The following is a 22,100-nucleotide window of genomic DNA, read 5'->3' on the forward strand; positions in this document are numbered from 1 at the left end:
GGTCACACGCTCCTACTGTGGGATGGAAATCCCGGCCAGATAACCGGTAGACCAGGCAATCTGGAGATTGAAGCCGCCTGTCACGGCATCCAGATCCAGTACTTCCCCTGCAAAATACAGCCCTGCCATCTTTTTTGACTCCATGGTAGACGGATTGATTTCCCGCACGGATACGCCGCCCTGTGTGATGATCGCTTCTTTGTAATCCCGCAGTCCAACCAGCGTAATGCAGAAATCCTTGATCGCACAGACAAGGCTATGCCGTTCCTCCCGTGTGATCTCATTGACCTTTTTCTCCGGAGAAATTCCGCTCCGCTCGATGATGACCGGGATCAGCTTCGCCGGGAGCAGATGGTTTAAGGAATTCTTATACTGTTTATTTTTTGCCTCTTCAAAGTCGCGCAGGATGCGGGCATCCAGCTGCTCCTGTGAAAGAGCCGGTTTTAAATCGATGGAGAGGACCAGTTCTCCCTTCTTTAGTGCAGCTGCCACATAACTGCTGGCAGAAAGAAGCACCGGTCCGCTGACACCAAAATGGGTAAACAGCATTTCACCAAACTCTTCAAACAGTACTTTTTTCCCATTCCGGATCTCTGCATGAATATTGCGCAGGGACAAGCCCTGCAGTTCCTTGCAGACCGGTTCCTTTGCCTCAAACGGCACCAGAGCAGGCGAAAGGTCCGTGATGGTGTGTCCAAGCTCCTTTGCAAACCGGTAACCATCTCCGGTAGAACCGGTAGACGGGTAAGACAGACCGCCGGTGGTAACGATAACGGCATCTGCCAAAACCGTCCGGTTTCCACGCTTTAAATGGACTCCGGTCACGTGACCATTCTCATGGAGAACCTCGGACACCTCTTCATGAAGTTCTACCATGACTCCAAGGTCCCTGAGACAAACCGTCAGCGCATGGATCACATCCGATGATTTGTCAGAAACCGGGAACACGCGGTTTCCGCGTTCTGTCTTTACCGGACAGCCATACCGTTCCAAAAGCTCCATAATATCGGTATTTGTAAACGTATAAAAACTGCTGTAAAGGAACTTGGCATTATGGACCACATTCTGAAACAATTCTTCCGTGTCGCAGGCATTGGTAATGTTGCAGCGCCCCTTTCCGGTAATGTAGACTTTCTTGCCAAGTTTTTCATTTTTTTCATAAATGCAGACCTTATGCCCTGCGCCTGCCGCGGCTATCGCTGCCATCATTCCAGCAGCACCGCCGCCGATGATGATTACCTGACTCATAACTTATTCCTCCGTCTGCAGGCCAAGATAGTTTCTCACGGCACTGCGGTATGTATTCAGTTCTTCAAACTGGTTAAAGTAGCGGACACATTCCTGAAATGCTCCGGGACTGTCCGAAGTATCGTCTGCCAGCACGTACAAAGCAAACGCATCCTCAAATTCCGGCAGAGAAACGGATACGGTCTGATTCATGCCCTGTGCGGACTCTGCCTGCAGTGCAGACTTTGGGGACACCAGGGATGCGTCCTCGGATTGCTGCATTGCCTGCTTCTCGCCCAGTAATTCCCCGTATCCGTTTGCGTAAAGTTCCGGATCCGTTTCTTTTAAAAGGATCCCGTAGGTGCGCATCAGACTTTTCAGGGAAGTACTGCGGTCTGCAAGTTCTCCATCCTGCTGCGGATAGTTTTCCGGGTCAATGGTCACCTGCCAGCTGGTATCTGCATAAAGTCTGTCCTGTTCCCCTTGGGAATCATTTCTAGATGTTTTCTGACCAGAATGCGTCTTTCCTGCTTTCGTGGAAACGTCAGCAGTCTGTTTGAGCCTTTCTGTAAGAACATGGTCGCCCCCGGCTCCATCCGTTTCATAGAGGAGTTCTGCTTTTGGCAGAAGTCTTCCCAGTATTGCATCCTGAGAAGGTGCGGGCAATGCCTCTTCTGATTCTGGCTGAAAAATCACGCTGCAAAGCTGTGTCAGATAGCCATATTCCGCCTCAAAATTCTCCGTTTTTTCTTCTGCATTTCCCGCGGCATCATAACGTGCGAGTATGGTTTTCTCTGGCGTGTAGCTGCGGATCTCCACTTCAAAAGATTCCTTCCCCGGAATCAGTTCGATCTGCTCTCCAGCCACCGGATCACGCCAGATGCAGTCCAGCCCATACGGACCGGAAATCTTCTTTTCCGGTTCTCCATAAACACTGGTGATCTGTGACTGTATCTGCATGCTGCTTTGTTCCTGATTTTCCGGGAGAAGACTCACCAGATCAAGCTGTTCATCGGTAAAATAATAGTCTGTAATGAGGGGTTCTTCCACCTCAAACCATTTTGCATGGAACCGATACCGTTCAATCGGATGGTTCTTTGAATCCCGGTTTACGACAGCAAGCTTTCCCGGAATTCCCAAAAGCGCCTGCAGCCTTCCCGGAGTGCTTCCAAAAGGAATTCTCCTGCGTGGTTCCTGTTGATAGACAAAGGTATTCCAGTTATTTTCGTAGTGTGCTTTTGCCCGCATGGACGGGGTATCCGGATTCATAATTTTCGATACCGTATGGCAAATGGTGTCAACCAGCTCGGAAAGGCACTCCGCATCCACTGTATCTACCGTATCCAGAGGTGTTCCAAAATCAAAGCTGTCCTCTTTTTGTCCGATCTGCACGGCAGGGATAAAGCAGGACGCGAAAATTCCATTTTCTAAACCGGCTTTTTGGATATTGTGAAAACGTATTCCGGTAATCTCTGATGAAGAATCACTCAGCAAATCCCCAAGCATAGTGCCCTTTCCGTCCTGGGTTGCAAGTACGGTTTCTTCCGTATCAAGAGCCCCGCAAGGTCCGATGGTAATGGCACCGATCAGTCGTTCTTTTTCCCGTTTGCTCAGACTTCTTGTATAAATCCTGGCACCAAGCGCATCGTTTTCATGAGCCGATAAACTGACAAAGCGCACTTCCGTATCGGTTGGAAGACCGGAAAGAATGCGGGCCGTTTCCAGAAATACAGAAACACCAGATGCATTGTTTCCTGCACCCGGGCTGCCCGGAGCAGAATCATGCCAGGTGCAGATCAATAAAATGTCTGCATCGGGGTCTTCGGCTGGACGAGTCGCAATTACATTCGTTCCAAGGATTTCTTCGTGTTCGGTCTTTTCGCGGAAACGCTGTCTGTTTACCTGATATCCATAATCTTTCAAAAGTCTCTGGATATAGCGGGCAGCGGTGTCTTCCTCACGGCTGCCTGCCATTCGGGGGGAAGTCGAAAGAATTCCAAGGGATTCCTGAAGATAAAAAGAATTGACTTCTTCCACGACTGGTATCTCTTCCGGCACTTCCTGTATGGTTCCCCCCTGCCGTTTTGGCAGTACTTTTGTGGATGGACCTGCACAGCCGGATAAGAATGCAACCGCAGCCAGGACGAAGGCTTTCTTTGCATAGGATGCCGAATGTGCACCAAAAGCGTGTCTGCTGATATGTCTGCAGTTTCTTCTGTTCATGAGATGGTTTCCTTTCGCCGTTTTCTAATCGAAATCCAGTATAGCACATTTTATCCGGCAACGAAAGAGGGAACCTCACAACGGCAACAGCCGATGCAGGATTCCCTCTTTTCACAAAACAGGAAACAGTAAAAACCAGATCCTGTTATTTAAATTGCTGCGGTGATAAAGATATCGTAAATTGCCTTGATGGCAGTCTCGAAATCGGAATTTTTTACCCCAATGATGATGTTGAGTTCACTGGAGCCCTGGTCGATCATCTTGACATTGATGCGGGCATGTGCCAGTGCGGAGAAGATTCTTCCGACTGTGCCGCGGGTGCCCTTCATGCCTCTTCCAACTACAGCGATAAGAGCCAGGTCAGACTCCAGATCGACCACATCCGGCTCAACTGCACGGTGGATGCCGGCGATCACAGACTGCTCATACTCTTCAAATTCGTCCTGGTGTACCATAATGGTCATGGTGTCGATCCCTGACGGCATATGCTCAAAGGAGATGCCGTACTTCTCGAATACACCAAGAACTTTCCTCCCAAACCCTACTTCGGCATTCATCATGGCTTTTTCGATGTTGATCGCGCAAAAGCCCTTTCTTCCTGCGATACCGGTGATGGTATAGCGCGGCTTTCTGCAGGTGCTCTCTACGATGAGAGTGCCCTTGTCCTCCGGACGGTTGGTGTTGCGGATATTGATCGGGATTCCTTCTTTTCTTACCGGGAAGATCGCGTCCTCATGGAGTACGCCTGCGCCCATGTAAGCCAGCTCACGAAGCTCTTTATAGGTAATGGTCTCGATGACCTCCGGATTCTCCACGATACGAGGATCGGTTACAAGGAAACCGGATACATCGGTCCAGTTCTCATATAAGTCTGCGTGGATGGCACGTGCAACGATGGAACCGGTCACATCGGAACCGCCGCGGGAGAAGGTTTTGATGCTTCCGTCATGCTTAGAACCGTAAAAGCCCGGGATAACCGCTCTCTCTACATGCTCCAGACGCTCGGAAAGCTCCTGGTTGGTCAGCTCTGCCTCAAAGTTTCCATGCTCATCAAAGAAAATGACTTCTGCAGCGTCGATGAACTCGTAGCCTAAGTAATTTGCCATAACGATACCGTTTAAGTACTCACCGCGGGATGCAGCATAATCCTTGCCGATGCCCTTTACAAAGTTTTCCTCGATGGTAGCAAATTCATGGTCCAGATTTAAGTTTAACTCCAGACCGTCAATGATCTCCTGGTAGCGAGCCTTGATCGCATCCAGGATCTTTTTATAAGATGCTCCGGTGGATGCTGCCGCGTAGCACTCGTACAGCATATCCGTAACCTTGGTATCCTTGCTGTTTCTCTTACCCGGTGCGGACGGGATCACAAATCTTCTTGTCTTGTCTGCACGGATGATATCTCCGACTTTCTTAAACTGGCGGGCACTCGCCAGAGAACTGCCGCCAAATTTCACAACCTTCTTCATATCGTCTGTCTCTCCTCATATTGCTCCCGGATCCTTCCAGGGCAGTTACTCCAAACTATACTTGAAATCGTAGTTTCTGTCAATACCTGACGAAAAAGGAGCTGCCGCAACTCATGCGGCAGCCCCAAATTCAAGATATGATACCAGAAATTAAAATCTTATTTGAAATACTTCACGCCACTCTCGAAGATCTTCATATCCTGCTCTCCGTAGATGTTCATGGCAACAGCCTCACCGCGGCGCTCAGAGTGCGCCATCTTGCCCAGGATTCGTCCATCCGGGCTGGTGATACCCTCGATCGCCATGTAGGAGCCGTTCGGGTTCCAGAACTCATCCATGGTCGCATTGCCGTTCTCATCGACATACTGGGTTGCAATCTGGCCGTTTGCGGCAAGCTTCTTCAGCCACTCGTCATTTGCAACGAAACGTCCCTCGCCGTGGGATGCCGGGTTGCAGTATACACCGCCAAGCTCTGCGCCAGCCAGCCACGGAGACTTGTTCGTAACAACCTTGGTGTAGACCATCTTGGAAATATGACGTCCGATGGTATTCATCGCCAGGGTCGGGGAAGCAGCGGTCTGCTCGCAGACGCGTCCCTCCGGAACCAGACCCAGCTTGATGAGTGCCTGGAAGCCGTTGCAGATACCAAGCATCAGGCCGTCACGCTCATTTAACAGCTTTTCGATCTCTTCCTTGATGACTGCGTTGCGGAATACGGTTGCAAAGAACTTCGCACTGCCCTCCGGCTCATCGCCTGCGGAGAAACCGCCCGGGAACATCACGATCTGTGCCTTTGCGATCTCGTTCTTATAAGCTTCTACAGAATCGCGGATATCTTCTGCGCTTAAGTTTTTAAATACCTTGGTTACAACCTTTGCACCGGCACGCTCAAAGGCTTTGGTGCTGTCGTATTCACAGTTGGTGCCCGGGAATACCGGAATAAATACGGTCGGCTGGGCCAGTTTGTGGCTGCATACGTAGATCTTGTCTGCCTTAAACAGTTCAGACTTCACCTCGGTCTGCTTCACGCCGGAGGTGGTCGGGAATACGCTCTCTAAGGTCTTGGTCCAGGAGCCTAATGCCTCGTCCATGGAGATGGATACCGGTCCGTACTCAAAAGCAGCCTTGTCGGTCACTTCACCGATCACGGTGTAACGGATAGAAAGATCGCCCACTTTTCCGTCCGGAACTTCACAGACGATGTTGCCCCAGCCTGCTGCGAAGAAATCTCTCGGGTCTACGTTGTGCTCGATCTTCACGCCAAGCTTATTGCCGAATGCCATCTTGCTGACTGCCTCTGCCAGTCCATGTCCCTCCACTGCATAAGCGGAAAGGATGCGGCCTGCCTTGATATCGGTATTCAGTTTCTCGTAGCCATCCATGATCTGTGCGTAATCCGGAAGGTCATACTGATCTTTCTCAATGTTGAATACGACGATCTTGCTGCCCGGCTTCTTAAATTCCGGTGTGATGATGTTCGGATAATGGTCTACATCCACTGCAAAGGAAACCAGGGTCGGCGGAACGTTGATCTCGCCGTGCTTCTCATCGTTGAAGGTACCGGACATGCTGTCCTTACCGCCGATAGACGGAAGTCCAAAGCCAAGCTGTGCATTGTAAGCACCAAGCAGGGCTGCGAACGGTGCGCCCCAGCGGGTCGGATCCTCGGTCATGCGCTTAAAGTACTCCTGGAAGGTAAAGCGGATCTTCTTAAAGTCACCGCCGCTTGCCACGATCTTTGCAACGGAAGACAGCACAGCGTAGATAGCACCGTGGTACGGGCTCCAGCTGGACAGATATGGGTCATAGCCGTAGCTCATCATGGTCACGGTATCGGTCTTGCCTTTCAGGACCGGAAGCTTCGCTACCATGGTCTGGGTTTCGGTCAGCTGGTATTTACCGCCATACGGCATAAAGACACTGCCAGCGCCGATAGAACCGTCAAAACGCTCTACCAGGCCCTTCTGAGAACATACATTTAAGTCAGACAGGACGTTCAGCCAGGTAGCTTTCACATCTGCTACTTCTTTCTTTTCAAACGGATTGCCCTCTTTGATCGGAGTTTCCAGAACAACCTTCGCCTCCTGGTGCGCACCGTTGGTATCGAGGAATGCACGGCTTACATCCACAATGGTCTTTCCTCTCCAGTTCATCACCAGACGCGGCTCTTCGGTCACAACTGCAACCGGAATTGCCTCCAGGTTTTCCTCCGCTGCAAAGCCTAAGAATTTGTCAACATCTGCCGGGTCAAGCACAACCGCCATACGCTCCTGAGACTCAGAGATCGCGATCTCGGTGCCATCCAGACCGGCATATTTTTTCGGAACCTTGTCCAGATCGATCTGAAGGCCTGCTGCCAGCTCACCGATTGCTACGGAAACACCACCTGCGCCGAAGTCATTGCACTTTTTGATGATCTCGCTGACTTCCGGACGGCGGAACATACGCTGGATCTTGCGCTCAGTCGGCGCATTACCTTTCTGGACCTCAGCACCACAGACTTCGATGGAAGCTTCGGTATGAACCTTGGAGGAACCGGTAGCACCGCCGATACCATCACGGCCGGTGCGTCCGCCAAGGAGTACGATGATATCGCCCGGGTCGGAATTTAAACGCTTTACGTATTTTCTCGGAGCAGCACCCATAACGGCACCGATCTCCATACGTTTTGCCACATAATTCGGATGATAGATTTCTTTGACGTAACCGGTAGCCAGACCAATCTGGTTGCCGTAAGAGCTATAGCCATTTGCAGCGCCGTTAACCAGTTTTCTCTGCGGCAGCTTGCCCTTTAAAGTTTCAGACAATGGACGGGTCGGGTCAGCTGCACCGGTCACACGCATGGCCTGGTATACATAGGTACGTCCGGAAAGCGGGTCACGGATTGCACCGCCAAGGCAGGTTGCAGCACCACCAAACGGCTCGATCTCGGTCGGGTGGTTATGGGTTTCATTCTTGAAGTTTACCAGCCACTCCTCCGTCACACCGTCAATCTCAACCGGAACGACAATGCTGCAGGCATTGATCTCGTCAGAAACTTCCAGATCTTCCAGTTTGCCCTCTGCGCGGAGTTTTTTCATGGCAAGCAGTGCCAGGTCCATGAGACAGACGAACTTGTCGTCACGTCCCTTGTAGATCACCGCGCGGTCTGCAAGGTAATTCTGGTAAGTTGCCTCGATCGGTGCCTTGTAATCGCCATCGGTAATGGTCACATCCTTTAACTCGGTGGAGAAGGTCGTATGACGGCAATGGTCGGACCAGTAGGTATCCAGCACACGGATCTCGGTCACGGTCGGGTCGCGGTGCTCTTCCCCTGCATAATAATTCTGGATATGCTCAAAATCGCGGAAGGTCATAGCCAGATTTAAGGAATCATAAAGTTCTTTTAACTTCGCGCTGTCAAAGGTGGTAAAACCGGTAAAGGATGCCACGTCAGCCGGTGTCTCAAATACGGTTACCAGGGTCTCCGGCTTCTTGCTTCCTGCCTCACGGGAATCGACCGGGTTGATGCAGAATGCCTTAATGGCAGCAGCCTGCTCGTCAGTCAGTTTTCCAGACAGCACATAGGTAGTTGCAGTCTTGATGACTGGCTCCTCGGTTTCTTTTAACAGCTTTACGCACTGCTCTGCGGAATCGGCTCTCTGGTCAAACTGTCCCGGCAGATACTCTACGGAAAATACGGTATCTCCCCCTTCTTTTGGGAAGTCCTCTTCATATACAAAATCAACCGGCGGCTCGGAAAAGATGGTAACAAGCGCCTGTTTGTAAGTCTCCTCTGACAGATTTTCAATATCGTAGCGGATCAATACACGGACTCCGGTCACGGTATCTATGCTCAGATAACTGCTGATCTCCTCGCGAAGCTCCCCCGCCTTAACGGCAAACTCCGGTTTTTTCTCTACATACACGCGTCTTACACTCATGTGATTCCTCCTGTTATGTATTTCTCCTGTTTTATGGTTCTGTTTCATAATTGAGACTGATAAATCTCATTTAAATAAATAATACCACAAGATATATTATAAATGAAATTAATATATCTTATGGTATTTATTATTCATTCTTATTAATTTGCGATCAAAACCGATTACACTTCCGCATCTGGACTCACACTCATGGCATCCAGCGTCAGCTTCATGATATCCTTGATCTCGTCTTCTGTCATCTTCATTTTTTCTGCAAGTTCGGTAACGGTAGCTTCACGCCCCAGTTCCTCCGCCATGCGCTTGCTCACCTCTTTTAACACGTTGACACGGGCCAGCATTTCTTCTTCCACCTTGACTTCAATTCCCTGTTCCTCAAGGGCAGCCTTGATCATCTCCTCGGCAAGATTCTTAACCTGCTCTTTTAAGTCGCCTTCCTGATACTGGTCTACTGCCATGATCAGTGCCACATTCGCCTCCTGGACCAGATCACCAACCGGAAGTCCCTGGTTTTCATAGGTCTTTGCGATCTCGGCAAGAAACGGCAGATATCCTTCCATAAGACGGGAGCGCACGGTGGTATCACCATCTTTGAATCTTGTTAAAAGCTGTGTTTCCTCCTCTGCGTCCATCGGGCGGATCGCTGCAATCTCCTCTAAATACAGCTGATAGACATCATCATGCATTGTGAATTCTCCTTCCAATCTTCTATGTATAATAAACTTAATATTTATCTGCAGATAAACTGTTCTGTAAATAGTTCTTTTGAAATCGGTTTTCCAAATACGTAACCCTGGATATAATCTGGTTTTAATACTGCGATCCGTTCCAGTTCCTCTTTTGTCTCAATTCCTTCAATGCAGACATGAATGTTCAGTCGCTTGGACATCCAGATCATCTGTGTCAGCAGATTATATTCATAAGAGTCTGACAGTGCTTTCTGCGTGAACGTACGGTCAATTTTAATACAGTTTGGCGTCAGGTCTCCCAGGCAGTGAAAATTGGAATATCCGGTTCCAAAATCATCCAGAAGTACCTTCACTCCCAGCTCCTTTAAACCCTGCCATACTTTCTGGAAATGCGCACCTGGCTCCAGATATCCGCTCTCAGTCAGTTCCACACCAAGGCACTCCGGATCCAGTTTATTTTCATCCAGTGTCTCCCAGATCTCACGCAGGACATTGGTCTTTGCAACCTGCACATACGAAAGATTAATTTGCACACGCATCCCCGGATGTGCTTTCTGCCACTCTTTGCAGTCCTTTGCAGCAGTGTGAAGCAGCCACCGGCCAACCGGGATAATCAGTCCGCTCTCTTCCAGAATCGGAATAAACTCCGCAGGAGAGATCATGCGGCGATTTTCATTTGTGTTCTTTTCTGTTATTTCCCCACTTCCAGATTCACCGGTCTGCGCTTCTTCCGAAACGAAAAAGCGCATCAGAGCCTCAGCAGAAACAAGATCATGTTCTTTTCTGCTCATGACCGGCTGATAATAAACCTCAAAGCCTTCATAGCCGTGATTGATCGCATGCAGCAGCTGTTTGCGAAGTTCCTGTCTGCGGCTCCATGCGTCATAATCTGCCTGACAAAATACATAGCTTTCATTTTTTCCGAGACGTTTCGCTTCGTTTAAAGAAAATTCCAGATATTTTAACAGCTGGTCGTAATCGTTATGGCGCCCATCGGTATCAATGATCCCGGCAGATATCGTAAATACCGTCTGATACTGGTGTTCCTCCACCCATCTGCTGATTTCAGAACGGATTTTATCATAGAGACGACAGGCATCGGAAATACTCTTTCCAGACAGATCCGTGATGATAAACTGGTCGGATACCAGACGGAATAGTTTTTGCTCCGGTTCTATCACTTTCTGGATGCAGTTGGCAGTCTCTTTCAAAAGAAAATCTCCGTAATTCATGCCCAGGGTTCCGTTCACACCGCCCAGATCATCGATTCCAAGCCGCATCACAAATCCGTCTGGAAGAATCTCGGCACAATCCATTGCATAATGCCAGAGCCCTACCTCTCCCATCAGACCGCTGACATTGTCCGCTTTCTGCTTTTTCCCAATCTCATTGATACAGCCGACCAGGTATTTTGCGGAGCCATCTGGATCGCGCAGTAAGATTCCCCTGCAATTGATCCACACCGGATGCCCCTGACGGTCCAGCCAGCGGTAATCCATATCGTGGGAATCGTGTTCGCCTTTGTAGCTCAGTTCCATATCGGCCCACAACGCTGGAAGATCATCTGTATACACAAACTGCTCATGCATTTTTTTTGCATGATAAAAGTGGTCGGCTGGCAATAAAAAACGCTCCATCGCCTGAGGCGATATCATGTAATAATCTTCCTTCAGATCCATGACATAAAGATAATCATCCATCGTCGGGCTGAAAAGCTGGATCACATATTCCAGAATTTTCTTTGGTACTCCGCGTATTATTCTTCTCATTCGTTTAATGTCTTCTCCTAGTCTTCCGGGTAAATCAGTCTGCTGTCGTTAATGTTGTCCATAACTTCACGTAAGAAACGGTCTGCAAGCCATTTCGCCATCGAAAGGTTCATATCCAGATAGTTGCCGCAGTCTCTGGCACTTGCCCCCGGTACTTCTCCTTCAAAATCACGGATAAAACTGAACAATTCCCTCATAAGCGGAACGATGTCACGAGACTGGTAATCGCCTGCAAGAAGCAGGTAAAAACCGGTGCGGCAGCCCATCGGTCCAAAGTAGATCACACGGTCTTTGATGCCATCATGGTTGCGCAAAAATGTTGCTGCCAGATGTTCGATGGTATGAATCTCCGCGGTGTTCATAACCGGTTCAAAATTTGGTCTGGTCATACGGATATCGAACGTGGTGATAACACTGTCTCCCGCTTTATCTTTTCTGGACACATAAATGCCTGGCAGTAATTTTAAATGATTGATCGTAAAGCTTGTGATTTTTTCCATGATCGTAGTTCTCCTTAAGCCTGATATCTGTTTTTTGTCTTTCTCATTTCCATACAATTTTTTAGACCGATATAGCGAAATGCTATCCGTTTTTTCAGTCCCATCTGTTTTTTACTATGCCGGATTGCAAGAAGGAAACAATGTAAAAATCTTAGTTCATGGGGTTCCAACGTACCCTCCCCATAAATGCTTTTTTCCAGTACACCGTTTACACGGGTGTAAAACCCATCTGGAATATCTGGTAAAACCCCTTGGATTGCCTTCTCTGTTTGTTCCGTATTCCATCCCGGCCGTACATCAATTCCACAGACCATCAGATTGTTTGAGATCTGGCCTGTCAGAAATTCTGCGCAATCTCCAGAACCATATTGCAAAACAGACTGCATTTTACGTTCATACCAAATTCTGGAACATTCCAGAAGTATAAAAAGAAGTTCCGCGAAACACAGCAGTACGAACGTAATGTCAAGAAGCGTATCCAGGAATACAACCGTTTCCGGTTTTGGATCGGCTTTCGTGTTTCCATCTTGGGGTACATTGCCAGTCACATTTTCTGCTTCCTCTCCCTGATCTTCCAGGGCAGCAGTTCTTCTGATATTCTGCGGAAGCTCTGCCATACGAAGCAATGCATATGTATTGTAATAAAAACCTGGCGTAAAATCAACCGGAATCCATCCCATTCCATCCATATAAATTTCTGTCCAAGCGTGTGCATCGCTTTCTTTCAGGGAAACTGTCCCGTTTTTTGATGCTGCGATCTGGTTTGCGCCCAGATAATACCCTTCCGCATAACGCGCCGGAATTCCAAACTTCCGGAAAGTCAGGACACCCGCGGAAGCGTAATAGGCTGAATTGCCATAAATATTTCCCTCCAGGAAATGGGAAAGCAGATCGGTATGTTCTCGCGTTTCCAGTTCTTTTCGGTAATAAAACCGTTTTTCCATTACAGACCGGATTTCCTGTGTAACCTTATAAATTCCTTCTATTTTCGCATCCCGTTCTTCTATAGAAGAAAACAGATCATTCAGAACCGGCTGCAATGTCTCCGGAATCTGAAGATACTGGTCATAGACGAAATCCCGGTAAACTGATTCTCCCTGCAGATATTCTTTCTGCTGATCATTTTGCGGTTCATAGACCCAGGAAGACAGCTGGCTCAATTCACCGGGCAGATCCGCAGAACGCTCCGAATAGCTGTAAACCCAATTACCAAACAATGCAGAGGAACGGTATCCATGATCCCTTACGGATTTCATCTTAACGCCCTTGGGCGTATCTGCAGAATATACCGTATAGATATATTTCCGGTTTGCCCCTTTGTTGTTTATGGTAATGTGATTTTCAGGAAGCTGATCCAGATTTTCTTCATTTACTGCCTGATATGCTGCATACTGCGCATTGACATCGAATGCCTGCTTTGAGATCCAATCCAGAAAGCCCCATCGCTCTCCGCCGTAAACCGCTTTCGTGAAAGGCTGCCACTGGTCATTCTGAAAATTTGCTCCTGTAAAGCCACGCAGATAGAGCGGCTTTACCTGTTCAGTCGTTACAAGCAGTGTTTCGCGCTCTCCGGACTGCATCTGGTCAGCTTTTTTCAGATTTCCTTCCGGGAGGGAATCTTTCCCGTAACGCAGGGTATTCCATGTCTGCGCCGTATCCTTTTTGAGCTGAACCAACACGTCCAGTTTCCGATTCCCATTTATAAATGCACTAAGCAAGAAAAGAACTCCCAGCGCGAGGAACCAGATAATCCTGCGTTTCCTGGATGCCGAATGAAAAAACAGCAGCCACGCTCCCAAAACACAGGCAAGAAACAAGGCACTGCCAACCGGAGATGAATATTTTAACATGATCCACGGAAGCATTCCAAAAATAATGAATAAAATCATGCGTACAAATGCCTTTTTGCGAATGAAATACCAGAATAATGCATTCAGCAAAAGAAGCAGCACGGCCAAAAAAGCAAGCAGATCTTTTTCTGTTCCTCCCCTGCTTCCCATAACCGGAATCCCATCCTGATAAAAGAAATTCCAGGCACTAATCAGATAATTCAAAAACATTTGACCGCCAAAGAACAGCCTGGCCGGTCCGTAAAAAGCAACGCAGATTCCTGCAAACATGAGCGGGAAACAAAATCCCCACTTCCTGAGTTTGGGGACTGCACCACAAAACATGGTTCCTCCGATCACGGACAGTGCAGGTAAAAACAGCAAAGAAAGCTCATCTGCCAGACGCAGCGAGGTAAGTTTTGCGATGGAAGCAACCATACCGATGGAATACAGCATGCAAAAAACCGGAATTCCAGCGAAATCCGGTCGTACACTTTCCTGCGCAATATATCTGTCTCGTTCTCTTTTTTCCATCATCATTGTTTTCCTTTTTATCGTTGTTCCATCGTAACGGATTCGTATTTTCACAGGCGCGTTTTCCAGCTTAAATTGAGATCGTCTGAATCCCGGAATGCAGACTGCTTTGTGGGATTTCCATAAACATGCCGCGTCCACGGCTGGTCGCCTGTGTTTCTGTTCCGTCATCCACAACGCAGATTGCAGTAACCGAAAGATCGGAAGGAAGCATATGGATTTCTTCCGGGAATTGTCCGGCTGTAATATAAATCATATGACGGCAAGTCTGATATATCCGTTCTGCCAGAAAGAACTGAAGTCCCTCCCCGGAAACTTCTTCCAGGGTAAGTCCCATCCAGATCTCGGTTGTCTTCGTGTGTTCTGCCAGTTCTGTAATCTGGTAAAAATAAGGTTTTTGACCTGCCATCATCCCAATATAGTGTAAAATACCAAGTCGCATCAGCTTTTCACTGAAATCCAGGGCAAGGCTGACTGCAGTCGACAAGAGTTTTTCCTGACAAAGATCTGTCCCTGCAAAAAGACCTGCATCCAAAAGAATCATCGTACTGTAGTGAGATGTATCGCTCGACTCCTTCACCAGGAGCTGATCCAGTTTTCCGGACAATTTCCAATGAATGGAACGCACATCGTCCCCGGTCCGGTATTCCCGGAGTTCAAATACTTCTGATGGATCCCCGCCTTTGCGGTTGACCGTCTGCTGCTCTCCTTCCTTAAACCCTGACAGGAAGGATTCTGCAGAAACCTGAAACGGAAGCGGTTCCGGAAATACGGTAATCCGAAGAGGTTTCGGTGCTGCAGCCGGGAGCGTATTCAATCCCAGGATGTCACAGCAGCAGATCTCCTTCAGGCAGATCACAGTTTCTCCACAGCCATCCGGTGTATATGGGATGTAAAGCACATGTTTTCTTTTGGAAAAGCTGACAGCCACAGGAAATGCCTGGGACCTCTGAAATAGCTGATTCTTTACTTCCATAACTCCGCTTAAAATTCCGACCGCAATCCAACGTGGACCGGCAAATCGGATTTCAATGGAAATCCCCTGTCCCGCCACACAGGCTGCCCTGGAATACAAAGAGATGTTTAACTTTTTTACTTCCTGCCGCAGCATATAACGCAGGCAGAACGGAACTGCTGCTTCCAACAGCAAAAAGCCAAGTACATAGGTCTTCGCTGACCAAAGAAGCATCACCGCTGTAAAAAGCATTACCGCGCTGTAAAGACCACGGACTTTAGTCACGCTTCCACCCCCTGGTCATAGACGGAGTCTTCACTTCCGCAAGGATCCGTCTGAGAATCTCGGTTTCCGAAATTCCCTCAACCCTGGCCTGTGGTTTTAAAATCAGACGGTGCGCACAGACATCCACAAAAACAGCCTGAACATCCTCCGGTATCACATATCCGCGCTCCGCAAGGACTGCATGGGCTTTTGCCATCTGTGTCAGAGCCAGAACACCTCGCGGACTGACCCCAAGTTCCACAAGCGGATGCTCCCTGGTTGCCTCGCAAAGACGGATCAGATAATACAATACCTCATCCCGGATCTGCAAAGAGGAAAGATAATTTCGGATATCCAGAATACTCTCTGCCGTAGCTGCAATCTTGATCTCGTTGATTGGGTTTGCATACCGTCTTGCTTTCAGAATGCGTACCTGATCTTCCGCAGTCGGATAGCCAATGGAAAGGCGAACCATAAAACGGTCAAGCTGAGACTCGGGAAGCGCTTGTGTGCCGGCTGCACCTACCGGGTTCTGGGTCGCAATGCAGATGAACGGATTTGGAAGCGGATAGGTCACACCATCTACCGTTACGCTGCCCTCCTCCATGGCTTCCAGAAGTGCCGACTGGGTCTTTGGAGAAGTACGGTTGATCTCATCTGCCAAAAGCAGGTTACAGGCCACCGCTCCTTCATGATACTCGAAGCTGTCTTTCTGCCGGTTGTAAGTCGTAAATCCCGTGATATCGGACGGCAGCGTATCGGTCGTAAACTGGATACGTTTGTAGGACAGATCCAGAACATGGGAGAATGCCAGGGTCAGAGTCGTTTTTCCTACGCCCGGACAGTCCTCCAAAAGGATATGTCCACCTGCGTAAATCGTCATGAGCACCCGGCGGATGATCTCATCCTTACCCATGAAGGCTTTTTTCACTTCTTCAATGATGTGTTCGGATTGTTCCAGTATCATGTGTGTTTCCCCTTGTAAAATATTTTTTTTGGCATTACGATTCTGCGGTATCCTCACCAGAATTTATTTCCAACGAGTTTGATCCTTCATCAGCATCTTCTTTTCCATTTTCTTTATCACTTTCACTCATATGGTCATTTTTCATGGAATCAGATTTCTCATTCGTCTCATCATCCCAAATTTCATCTTCATCCAATATTTCATCTGCATATACAGCATCTGATGGAGTGCTAATTCCAAATTGATTCCACTCGCTATCACTTTCCGATATATAATCTTCCATATTGGGCTCCATACTGGATGGTTCTTCCGGAGCTGGAAAGCCAAGAAGATTACAGACCATAGTATCTCCCTGGTATAGCTTCCATTCCATCCTGTATTTTGCTAAATCATCGATATATAACATAAAGGCATCGCTAAAGGGGTCTCCAGGCCAACTCCATATTTTTTCCCACATACAGTCTTCCAGAATTTTATCCTCCATGGTATCTGGAGCATAACCAATCAGATAGTATTTCCATATATCGCGATAATTCTCTCTGTACGTTACCGATAATTCCAGCTGAGATTCCCTCTCTTCAAAGCCAAACGTATACGGACTTCCTGGTTTATGCGTAGCTAATATCGGAGCATTCTTTCCTTCAAAAGAGATTTTCTCAAGCCCATCGCAGCCCAAAAATGCATCCGCTCCGATCGATTGCATAGCGTTTGAGAATATCAGACTGCCACTTAGAGAAGAATATGCAAATGCATACTTGCCAATATAACGAATCGTCCCTGTTACATCTTCAGAAATATTCAATTCGCCAGCATTGCAGCCATTCAATGCATCCGAGACAATCTCTACAATAGGATAGGACTGACTTAATTCTGGATTTTCAATCTCGCCTGAAACATTTGAAGTTGCCACCAGGAGAATGCTGTATGGCGGAGTAAGTGCTTCCACGGGCTTATCTTCGTGATCTGGATCATCTTCCACATCACCATCTTTAATTTCCTCATCTTCGTTCTCCACCTCGATCTCATCCAATTCCAAGGCAGCCATGACACTCCCTTTATTTTTAGAGAAATTCAGATTCTGTAAGTTTTCCTCTCCTGATTGTGATTCTTCATTTTGCTGATATAAACCATATACAAAATAACCTGTCTCTCCAGCTACTGCAACATAAACATCTCCGCCATACTGAAGCAGCGGTTTACGCCCTTCACCATAAAACATCAGACAATTTTTCGGTACATAGCAAGTACGACCCACCACGGTATCACCTGTTGTCAGAACAATTTCCTCCGTCTCAAAAGCAATCATCTTCAGCATTTGCAGATTTTCAAAAGCATAATCCCCAATATAAAGGGAATCCGTTGTATGAAAAATAATCACTTCCAACCCGCGGCAATGTGTAAATGCCTCTTCTCCAACTTCTGTAACACTTGTCGGTATTTCCAAAATTTTAATATCAAAACTAAAATCAAACGCACGTGCTCCAATTCTGGTCCATTCTTTTTCTTCTCGTATACGATTATTCATTTCATCAAAAGAAGAAATGTCGGAATTTGCATGCAACAGGGTGGCTCCGTCTCCAGATGCTTCTATCCAGGTAACTCCCTCCTTCTCCCGATAAGAAAAGCCTTCCAGAACAAGTGTATTCAAGGTGTCTTCGTCAAGTACATCCATCCATTTTGCAATATAAGCTTCTCTTTGATTTTCTGGCACCCAAATACGCAAACCACCTGATTCCTCTTCCATAATGTCTGTATCATCTGCCTCTTCCTGTATTTCAGGATTTTCTTCCAAATTTTCAGAGACATCAAATGTTCCTTTGCAGATATCTGGGATTTTCTCATTTCTGCCATAGAAATAAATGCGCTCAATGCCGGAAGCACTTAAACTTTCTGTATCCAATTTTTCCACAGTCTCAGGGATAAGGACACTATCAACGTGCTCCGCCTGTTCAAAGGCCTTCGCGGCAATTTCTGTCACATAATCTGGAACAACATAAAGTCCATAACAGGATGTATTGGCCTGACGTAAAACAGAACCATCTCTCGAAAAAAGGCCATCTTCCGTTATCGTATAATCGGTATCCTCCCCTTCTTTTGTTTCGAATATAACATTTTCAGGCAATTTGTTTCCCCAAGCTTTGATATAATTTACATAGCTTCCTGACGGGATGCAGATGCTTGCTTCATTCAGCATCGTCACATCCATTTCCGGTGGAGCCATAGAATGAAGAACAATTTTTTTCAACTGATTGTTATAAGGAATCGCAATGCGTCCTATTTCTTCCGGTACATCCAATTCTTCTTTTTCCAGAGGGATCCCGACAATTTCCTGTCGGCTGTCATCATACAACACATCATCTTCCGTGTGAAAAACTTGATTGTATTCAGAAACCTTATAGGCTTTTAAAACTCTCGGGATTGTAAAAAAGTTCTGAACGCTTTCCGGTATAGATAGCGATTCGATATTTTCTGAAAAAGCACACTGGACATCCTGGATTCCTTCTGGGATCACGACCTGTTTCTCGTCTGTCTGAAATTGTGTCAACACCTGTCGAAAATATTCTTTTTGGTCCTGATCTTTGCCATGATGAAGTTCAACCGTACATCCATCTGGAACCGGAATGCGCTTAAGTGGATATAAAATGTATCTGCCGCCTTGTTCTGGCGTAAATATGTTTCCTCGAAGCAACTCACCATCTGGTTTCAGCGACCAACCTGGGAATAGTTTCGATACTACCAGTGAATCAGAACCTTCATCAGATTTTGTCCATTCCGGATTTTTCTGAAAAAGCTTTAACGTTGCTTCAGAAAGAGACGCTGAATCTCCCTCATCCAGATATCCTGACATCAGCTCCTCTGCCTGACCAGTAGAATCTTCGGCATTCATTACTACATACTTTGCAAATTTGATATTATTAAACGTTACCTGTTCTTCCTGCCATTCACATTCTGCATTTGGTCGATAATAAAACGTAACAGTGAGACCACGCTCCGCATACCGTGGGAACTCTCCAACGCGAAAGCAATCATCATATTTCACGATACGATACTGCCTTACTGGTGTTGGATTTCCATCTTCGTAAACTCTCATAAAAAATAAAGCAGAGTATAATAATTTCCAGTCCGTTAACACAGCACCTTCATATAAATAATTCTGTGAGTTTTCACTTGCACTTAATATGTCTGTTACAAAAAGCTCTACTGTGTACTTTTCTGATAATCCTTTTTCTGGGAAATTGGGATAAAGTGGATTAATGCCATCAAAGCTTGGACCCTGTGGCAAATCGGGTTTTTGGGAACCGTCTGGATAATCTGGATCATAAACCGACTGTCCGGGTTTGGGAGGTTCTGTCGGAATCTCAGGTTTTGACGGCGTTACCTCGCCCGGTTGATTCGGTTCTGATGGCTGTTCCGGGTTTATTGTCCCGCTGCCGCCTGTGTTTCCGCTGCCTCCATTTCCACCAGAAAAGTCAGAACTTCCACCAGAGAAATTTCCTGTTCCTGGTATTTCGCCAGCTCCGCTTCCTGCCTGTGTACCGCCACTAACCAGTCCCTGACCGCCGGTGTGAATGGTTTCATGGTCCGTACTGTTTTCATCAGCTAGAAGAACCGAATCTCCAGACAAACTGTTCGGCGGCATGATGGCAGCATGATTCTCCTCTGCCGGAGCAATCACCACATTCTGCAGTTCCTCCGAATACACATTTGGATCCTCTGCGTCCATCTCAAACGATGCACGATCATCGTTTCCTTTTCCGATTTCATCCTCCGCGCGGTTATCCTTCTGCAGCTGCTCATTTTCCCCAGAATCAGAATTCTGATTCTGTCCTTTGAATTCGTCCTGATCCGGGAATGAAATCTGGTTGCCATGCAGTGCCTGGCTATTCGCAAATAATTCCGGGCGAAATACATTGCCGTCTTTAAATCCGTTCCAGACTGCCTGTCCTCCAACCGACAAAATGGCAATCGAAGCGGCACCTGCAGCCAGTTTTCCTGCCAGTGCGAATTTCCCTGCCAATGCAGGACTTTTATTTTGTTTCATCAGGCGAAGGATTTCCTGCCATTTGCCCTCTTTTTTCATTCGAATTACCTTCTTCTTAAATAATTTCCAATTTCAATCCGCATTTTTTCGAAATCAATCGGTTTGGAGAAATGTCCGTTCATGCCGCTTTCCAGGGAACGTCTCTGGTCTTCCACGAATGCATCAGCAGACAAGGCAAAAATCGGTATCGTCTGTGCATCCGGGCGGTTCATTGCACGGATCTGTCTTGCTGCAGTGCGACCATCTACAAGCGGCATCTGGATATCCATTAAAATGAAATTGTAAGTACCTTCCGGTTTTTCTGCAAACATTTCCTGCACAACCTGACCATTTTCTGCAACATCGACCGTTGCACCGGCTTCTTCCAGAATACTGACAGCGATCTCAGCGTTTATTTCATTGTCTTCTGCCATCAGAATATGGCAGCCGGCATACGTAAATTCGGCATCAGGCTCCATTGTTTTCTCGTCGGAATCCAATGCTGCTTCTTCTTCCGAAGCAATCGGAAGTGTTAAATAAACGGTAAAATCAGAGCCTTTTCCAGGCATACTTTCCACTACAATTTCTCCGCCCATCAGACGAACCAGATTATCGGTGATTGCCATTCCAAGACCGGAACCACCATGCTGTTTGGCCGTGTCTGCACTTTCCTGTTCAAACGGAAGGAAGATGCGGTTTAGAAAATTCGGATCCATTCCGGCACCGGTATCGTGTACCCGGATCATGATGCTTACTTTGTCGGCTTCGCGCAAAAGCTGCCGGAAGATTACTTTAATCTCACCCTGACTGGTGAATTTCTGTGCATTGGATAAAAAGTTTACCAGCACCTGGGAAAGACGAAGCTCGTCTCCAATGACATAACGCACATCAAAATCCTGCATTTCAACAGAAAACGCAATGCCTTTCGCTTCCACATTTTTCTGGAACAGATCGCGCAGCTTTTCCGCCAGTGCTGTTAAATCTATCGGCTTCTGCGCCAACTCTACTTTTCCAGCCTCGATTCTGGACATGTCCAAGATGTCGTTTAATACAGACAGAAGGTAAGCAGACAGATTTTCTGCTTTACTGATATAACTTTCTGCCACATGACCATGAAGCTGTGCGTGTGCCAGAGTCAGCATACCAATAATACCGTTCATCGGAGTACGGATCTCATGGGACATCTTTGAGAGGAACGCCGTTTTGGAACGGCTTGACTCTGCCGCATCGTTTAAGCGTTCGGTCAGTTCTGCTTTCTCTTCCCGTTCTTTTGTGATATCCGTAAACTGAAACAGATCATACAAGCCGTCTTCACTCCGTTTCACGGAAAGCCGGTACCAGTTTGGGGTTTCAGAAAGGGCGAGTTCCTGTTCATAAACGCCGTTCCCATCCCATTGCTGATATTGTTTCCAGAATTTTCTCCCCTGTTCTTTTACCAGACGATTCGAAAAGGATAAAAGATCCGTCTGGAACTGCGTGGCTGATAATCCAAACAATTCAGAAAAAGCGTTCGTCTGATATACCGGATTCTGATCCTTTCTCCTAAACAAAAACTGCGGTGTCTGTAATTCCGTAAAATACATCTGGTAAAACAGATTCCTGTTTTTGCTTTTTTCTGCAAGATTTTGTTTTTTTCGTTTCAGACGAATCTGCCATAATAATAACTGAAACGCAAAAAAGAGCTCCAAAAGAAGGAGCACTGCCTGAATATGGTATGTTCCAGGCAATTG

Annotated in this window: 12 protein-coding genes; all 12 read right to left on the reverse strand. The window is 47.2% G+C overall.

Annotated features, from left to right (window positions below; all coding sequences use genetic code 11):
• Positions 1 to 12: 12 nt before the first annotated feature.
• Positions 13 to 1,248 carry an NAD(P)/FAD-dependent oxidoreductase gene (locus tag DXB18_RS03430; protein WP_118540467.1) on the reverse strand — a complete coding sequence of 412 codons (1,236 nt, stop codon included), beginning with the start codon at positions 1,246 to 1,248 and terminating at the stop codon, positions 13 to 15.
• 3 nt (positions 1,249 to 1,251) lie between these two features.
• Positions 1,252 to 3,450, reverse strand: a complete 2,199-nt coding sequence (locus DXB18_RS03435; RefSeq protein WP_118705979.1) for a M28 family peptidase — start codon at positions 3,448 to 3,450, stop codon at positions 1,252 to 1,254.
• A 149-nt stretch (positions 3,451 to 3,599) separates the two neighbouring features.
• The gene (locus DXB18_RS03440) at positions 3,600 to 4,919 is read right to left on the reverse strand and encodes an aspartate kinase (protein ID WP_118540465.1); all 1,320 of its coding nucleotides are present in this window, start codon (positions 4,917 to 4,919) and stop codon (positions 3,600 to 3,602) included.
• A gap of 158 nt (positions 4,920 to 5,077) precedes the next feature.
• Positions 5,078 to 8,842 carry a phosphoribosylformylglycinamidine synthase gene (locus DXB18_RS03445; protein ID WP_118705981.1) on the reverse strand — a complete coding sequence of 1,255 codons (3,765 nt, stop codon included), beginning with the start codon at positions 8,840 to 8,842 and terminating at the stop codon, positions 5,078 to 5,080.
• Positions 8,843 to 9,006: 164 nt separating this feature from the next.
• Positions 9,007 to 9,528, reverse strand: coding sequence for a sigma-70 domain-containing protein (locus tag DXB18_RS03450; RefSeq protein ID WP_118540463.1), 522 nt, complete (start codon positions 9,526 to 9,528; stop codon positions 9,007 to 9,009).
• A 44-nt stretch (positions 9,529 to 9,572) separates the two neighbouring features.
• The gene (locus DXB18_RS03455) at positions 9,573 to 11,300 is read right to left on the reverse strand and encodes a bifunctional diguanylate cyclase/phosphodiesterase (RefSeq protein WP_118705983.1); all 1,728 of its coding nucleotides are present in this window, start codon (positions 11,298 to 11,300) and stop codon (positions 9,573 to 9,575) included.
• A gap of 17 nt (positions 11,301 to 11,317) precedes the next feature.
• A complete protein-coding gene (locus DXB18_RS03460; protein WP_118705984.1) occupies positions 11,318 to 11,800 on the reverse strand; it encodes an S-ribosylhomocysteine lyase in 483 nt (160 codons plus the stop codon).
• 14 nt (positions 11,801 to 11,814) lie between these two features.
• Positions 11,815 to 14,085, reverse strand: coding sequence for a transglutaminase-like domain-containing protein (locus DXB18_RS03465; RefSeq protein ID WP_207665760.1), 2,271 nt, complete (start codon positions 14,083 to 14,085; stop codon positions 11,815 to 11,817).
• 148 nt (positions 14,086 to 14,233) lie between these two features.
• The gene (locus tag DXB18_RS03470; RefSeq protein ID WP_118705988.1) at positions 14,234 to 15,403 is read right to left on the reverse strand and encodes a DUF58 domain-containing protein; all 1,170 of its coding nucleotides are present in this window, start codon (positions 15,401 to 15,403) and stop codon (positions 14,234 to 14,236) included.
• A complete protein-coding gene (locus tag DXB18_RS03475; RefSeq protein ID WP_118705990.1) occupies positions 15,396 to 16,349 on the reverse strand; it encodes a MoxR family ATPase in 954 nt (317 codons plus the stop codon). The genes DXB18_RS03470 and DXB18_RS03475 overlap by 8 nt, the downstream gene beginning before the upstream one ends.
• 34 nt (positions 16,350 to 16,383) lie before the next feature.
• Positions 16,384 to 20,430: a leucine-rich repeat protein gene (locus tag DXB18_RS03480; protein ID WP_118705992.1), complete on the reverse strand. Its 4,047-nt coding sequence runs from the start codon at positions 20,428 to 20,430 to the stop codon at positions 16,384 to 16,386.
• Positions 20,431 to 20,435: 5 nt separating this feature from the next.
• A complete protein-coding gene (locus DXB18_RS03485) occupies positions 20,436 to 21,953 on the reverse strand; it encodes an ATP-binding protein (RefSeq protein WP_207665761.1) in 1,518 nt (505 codons plus the stop codon).
• Between the last annotated feature and the right edge of the window lie 147 nt (positions 21,954 to 22,100).

Origin of the sequence: Clostridium sp. OM02-18AC, from assembly GCF_003481825.1 — a bacterium.
Classification (GTDB): Bacteria; Bacillota; Clostridia; order Lachnospirales; family Lachnospiraceae; genus Brotaphodocola.